The organism is Verrucomicrobiota bacterium (assembly GCA_016871535.1).
Taxonomy (GTDB): Bacteria; Verrucomicrobiota; Verrucomicrobiia; order Limisphaerales; family SIBE01; genus VHCZ01.
Genome location: VHCZ01000364.1, coordinates 1 through 4,947, shown reverse-complemented (window position 1 = coordinate 4,947; position 4,947 = coordinate 1). Strand labels below are relative to the sequence as shown.

General features: G+C 60.8%; 4 protein-coding genes. All 4 read right to left on the bottom strand.

Translation table 11 applies throughout. The annotated features are described in order from the left end of the window. A partial coding sequence (locus FJ398_26065) for a response regulator (protein MBM3841353.1) occupies nucleotides 1-490 on the bottom strand: 490 nt, incomplete at its 3' end. Continuing rightward, nucleotides 487-1,521: a response regulator gene (locus FJ398_26060; GenBank protein ID MBM3841352.1), complete on the bottom strand. Its 1,035-nt coding sequence runs from the start codon at nucleotides 1,519-1,521 to the stop codon at nucleotides 487-489. The genes FJ398_26065 and FJ398_26060, both read right to left, overlap by 4 nt. A 339-nt stretch (nucleotides 1,522-1,860) precedes the next feature. Next, on the bottom strand, nucleotides 1,861-3,000 hold the full coding sequence (locus FJ398_26055; protein MBM3841351.1) for a response regulator: 1,140 nt from the start codon (nucleotides 2,998-3,000) through the stop codon (nucleotides 1,861-1,863). A gap of 10 nt (nucleotides 3,001-3,010) precedes the next feature. Continuing rightward, nucleotides 3,011-4,711 (bottom strand): hypothetical protein, encoded by a 1,701-nt coding sequence (locus FJ398_26050; protein MBM3841350.1) that lies wholly within the window; start codon nucleotides 4,709-4,711, stop codon nucleotides 3,011-3,013. Nucleotides 4,712-4,947: the final 236 nt, after the last annotated feature.

The following is a 4,947-nucleotide window of genomic DNA, read 5'->3' as shown; positions in this document are numbered from 1 at the left end:
GAGCCAACCCGCGAATCGCAGTCGTACTCCATGAATAGCCACCCGAGAACCTTGCACGACCTGATCGCGGACAAACTCGAACGGGCTGATCCCAACACCCGCGAGGCCTTGCTGCGCATCCCCCTCGCAGAATCCGCTCCGCCACCCGGAGCCGCGCCGCGAGCTGATCTTCATCGATCGGTTTCGTGATAAAATCATCGGCGCCCGCGTCCATCGCCTGCAGATAATTCGTTCGGCCGCCCAGCGAGGTCAGGACCAAGATCATCGTGTAATTGTCCCGGTGGACTCGCCGAATCGCCCGGCAGAGCGTCGGGCCATCCAGTTCCGGCATCATCCAGTCGGAGATCACCACCGGGAAGTAATCCCGCTGAAAAGCCTCCCACGCTTCCTGGCCGTTCGAAGCGGCGGCTACTTCATGGCCGAGCTTCTGCAACGTGGCTTCGAGGAGCAGCCGCGAGGTCGTGTCGTCTTCCGCGATCAAGATTCTCATAACGCGCTGCGAGCAGTGCCTGGCGGCTTTCCTTCAACCTCCGAGCGCTTCAACTCCGCATTGATGCGGCGTTCCACGCGCGTAAACTCGGTGGCCAGTTCGGCCCAAAGTCTTCGGCAGGTTACACTCTGGCTGCGGAGGTCCAAATCGCCCAATTTCCTGCACAAATCTCCCATCTTGCGCGCGCCAATATTCGAGCAAGCGCCCTTCAGAGTGTGCGTCTCTTGGTGCAAAACGGCCTGATCTCTGGCTTCAACCGCCCTGCGCAGGGCATCGATATGCCTTGCCGCGTCACGGACGAAAGCTCCCAACACTCGCGGGAGCAAAGATGCGTCAGTGGCCTGGGCCAGTTTCCGAAGTCGATCCAGGGCTGCGGGGTCGAACGACTCCAGCGAATCGATGGGTTCCGAGTGCTTCTCGGAGAATTCGATCGTGGGTAGCACAGGCCACTCGCCTGTGCCGTCCGGCGACTCGCCGGACGGAACGACCGCGACGCTTGGACTCAATAATGACGGCCCTTCCGAGTGGTGGCGTTCCGCACTTCCGGACGGCGGGTCGCTGACCGTGGCGGGCGAGCCGCCCGCGCTGCCCATTTTTCGGACACCCTCTGACGCCTTGACGCTGTGGCTCGCAGCGGCCGGACGGGGCGCGGCTCCGTTGGGAAGCCAGCGCGCCAGGGCCGCCTGCAAATCGTCCAGATTCAGCGGCTTGGTCAGGTAATCGTCCATGCCTGCGGCCAGGCATTTGTCGCGGTCGCCGTCCAAGGCATGAGCCGTCAGCGCGAGGATCGGGACGCGGCCAATCGGGTCCGGTCGGCGGCGAATTTCCCGCGCGGCTTCGTAGCCATCGATGCCGGGCATCTGGCAATCCATCAACACGAGATCGTAGCGAGTCTGCTCCAGCGCGCGCAAAACCTCTGTGCCCTGGGACACCGTGTCGGAAGCGAATCCGAGTTTGCGGAGCATGTAAACGGCGATGTCCCGGTTCACTTCATTGTCTTCGGCTACGAGGATGCGGAACCGCGGGTCCACATCGGGCGCGACGGGTTCCGGAATCGCTCGGGGGCGGGAAGTGGCGACTTCCGGCTGCGAGTCCTGAGAGCGTGTCCGAAAATTGCGCGGGGTCCTGCGGCGAGGGATTTTGGCTGTGGCCAAGGCGGCGAGGTCCGAGCATCCCCAACGCGGGCTGTAAGGACCGAGCCAACGCAGGCCACGGACAAAAGACCCGCCGCCCGGAGGGTTTTCGCGCCAAAGGCCGCCTGGCTTCGTTGCTCCTCAGTCGAAGATCCAGGGAGGATATTCTCCTTCGTTGCGCCTCGCCATCCGGCCTTTGGCGCAAAAACAGGACCCCGCGGAATTTTCGGACACGCTCTAAGCTTTGGCGACATCCGGACTGATCAGGTCGATCAGACTGTCGAACAGCTTGGATCGCTTGACCGGCTTCGTGAGTTGCACTTCGATTCCGCAAGCGCGTATCGCTTCGGTGTCCCGATAACCCACCGAGGTCAACATCAGCAACCGCGCCGCACAAACAGCCGGATCCGCCTTAATGGTTCGCGCCAACTGCAGGCCGTCGATCTCCGGCATCTGCATATCCAGGATGGCGATCGGGCAAGGATCGCCTTGCGCAGCCAGGCGGCGGAGAATTTCCAGAGCTTCAGCGGCGCCGGATGCGGCAAGCGGGCGCATGCCCCAGGATTCCACCTGACGTTGGAGAATGCGGCGATTGGTGTCGTTGTCGTCCACGATCAAAACACGGAGCTCAGCCACGCTCGCCGCATTCGGACGGCAGGCTTTCAGCGGCCCAATCTGCTTGCCCAATCGCACCGAGAACCAAAACGTCGAGCCTTTGCCAAGCGCGCTCTCGACTCCGATGGCGCCGTTCATCGCTTCCACCAGTTCCTTCGATATCGCCAGCCCAAGTCCGGTCCCGCCGAATTTGCGGGTCATCGATCCGTCGGCTTGCATGAAAGGCTGAAACAAACGCCGCTGCGCTTCCGAGGGGATGCCGATCCCCGTGTCCTGGATGTCGAAGCGGACGATGGCTTCGGTGTCCGTCTCCAGTTGCTTGCGGACATGAATCGAGACTTCCCCGCGCTCGGTAAACTTGACCGCGTTGCCCAGGAGATTCATCAGCACTTGCCGCAGGCGTCCGGGATCGCCGCGCAACCGGGTGGGAACATCTGACTCGATGAAGGCGGCCAACTTCACTCCTTTGCGGTGCGCGGATTGCAAGAGACGAGCTTCCATGTCCACCAGCAAGGCATCGTTCGTTCCTTGCTGAAGAATCTGCTCCGCGAGGACTTTTTTCGGAGTTGGAGCCGCGCCCGCTCCCCCCGATCGGAAGGCGGCATCTTCCAAACGGGGCGAGAAGTCATCCATCGCGGGAAAACCGATCACCTCCACCGGTTCCCCCACCGTAGGCTCGTTGGTTTGCCCGGTGTGAACGCGAAGGCCGCCGGTCGCGTCCTGGAGCACAAACCCTTGCCCGGGGATTCTCAACGTGATCATTCCGCGGACTTTAATTCGCCGGCCCGCCAGGCGATCCGGGTCGAACGTGGAACGTGGCCACCGAACTGATGGGCGTGGTCTCGACAGCGAACGGGTCCGCGGGGGATTGTTCGAGAATGGCTATTTGGTCCAGGCTCGGGACATGGAGGATGATGCCGCTCAACTGACCTTGAGCATTCAATTGCGAACCACACGCGCCCTGGACGGTGACTACGGAGTCGATGAGATGCGCCGGGACGGGTTGGCCGCCTGGATTGGGCAGCAGGGCTTTGAACTTCCCTTTGCGGCTCATCAGTTCCAAAGACGTGTGGTCGCCTTGGTCGTTCATCCGCCGAACCACGCCCTTCATTTCCAGCCAATAAGAATCGAGATGGCCGTTGACCAGGTCTTGGAGATCGACCTTGGCCGCGGTGGGCAGGTTTGTGGTTCCCAGAATCAGAAAACTGGAGTTCAGGACCTCCGGCATAAATCCGCCAGGCCCCGTGTGCCCGGTCAATTCCACCCAGTGCCCAGGCCGAATGTCTTTTCGAGCCAAATCCACGTAGATGCCGCCGCTTTGGTCCTGGATAAAACTGTTGCGCCAATGCGGATCCGCATACGTCACGACGCCGCGCAGCCGGACGGGGATATGCCGCGCCGCTTCTGCCTTTCGCAACTTGCGGATTTCCGACACCTGGGTGAGCAGGGACGGGAGGTTGGTGGTTTCGGGAACTGGTCCTTGAGTTACAGGCCGAGCGGAAGTTGCAAGCTGTGGCAGAGTGACCTCGAAGTAGGCGTCCTGGAGAATTGTGTCCGCGCCCGAGACGCTCGGAAATCCCCAAACATCCACGCGATCGTCCGGTTGCGCTGGAGTGACCTGGACGAGCTGAGCGCGGATCGCTCCGGTCGGATCTTTGACAATCATGTCCTGGCCGGCGCGATAACTGGAGATCAGCCCGTTGATGTGAACGCGATTGTTCGTCCAGCGGCCTGGTTCACTCAGCAAATTTCCAATTGGAACGACGGGCAGCGATTCCGCGCCTGGGTCGCCTTTTTCAACGACCGTGATCTCTGCAAAATCTGGCGCCATAATTTGCGCGGATTGAATCCGGCCCTTGACGGCCTTGCTGGCGTTAATGCCTCTGATCTGGACTTTGGAGCCAACGAGTCGCTTGAAATCCTGCGTCTTCGGTTCGCCCATTAGATACACCAGGCAACTCTGGCCTTGATTGTGAAGGACCAGAGCGAGGCGGCCTCGGCTGGTCTCAGCCACGCGCACCCACCCTCGGGTTTCGATCCATTGGCCGTAATCGCTGGCCAGTTGAGGCAATTCGAGCCGCTTTGCTGCGGGGACTTTTCCCCGTCCCAGAACAGTCAGGTTGGGATTAGCAAAGGTGGAGTTGTTCTCAGTCACGCTCGTTGCGCCGGTGATTTCGACCATCTGCCCCACTTGCGGTTGAGTTTTGAATTGCCCCGGATCAAAGTATCCCGCGTCCCGTCCGTCGTGGATGTACAATTGGCGCCAGTCCTGGTCGTAGCACAGCACGACGCCTTTGAGTCGAATTGGACGGCCCTTCGCGGCTTCTTCCCGAGGAAGATTGTAGAAACTCTGAAAGCTCGTGATTTCTCTGGCAGGGGGAGCCTGGCCGAGAGCAGGGCACAGGAAAGCCAGCCAGATCCAGGCGAAGGATCGAGCAGCAATCCGGCGGCACGATGCGCATGTTTTCGGCACGGGAGGTGTGCGCCACCCCGCGTCCAATTCTGGGACGTAACTGCCTCGAATTGGAACAAGGTTCATCTGGGTTGTGGATCGTGATTGCGTGTCTTAGTGGTCCATTTCATAAATACGCTCACGTTCGCGGCAAGGGATTTTTCGGCCAGACGAGGCGCGAGCGACGAGCATATCCCGAAGTGGATCTGTAAGGAGCAAGCAACGAAGTCTGGCGAAAAAGAACTGCCGCCCTTCGG

What these genes read in the sequence shown, in the direction of transcription:
- FJ398_26055 (MBM3841351.1), bottom strand. Translation starts at nt 3,000, where the DNA reads ATGATCACGTTGAGAATCCCCGGGCAAGGGTTTGTGCTCCAGGACGCG.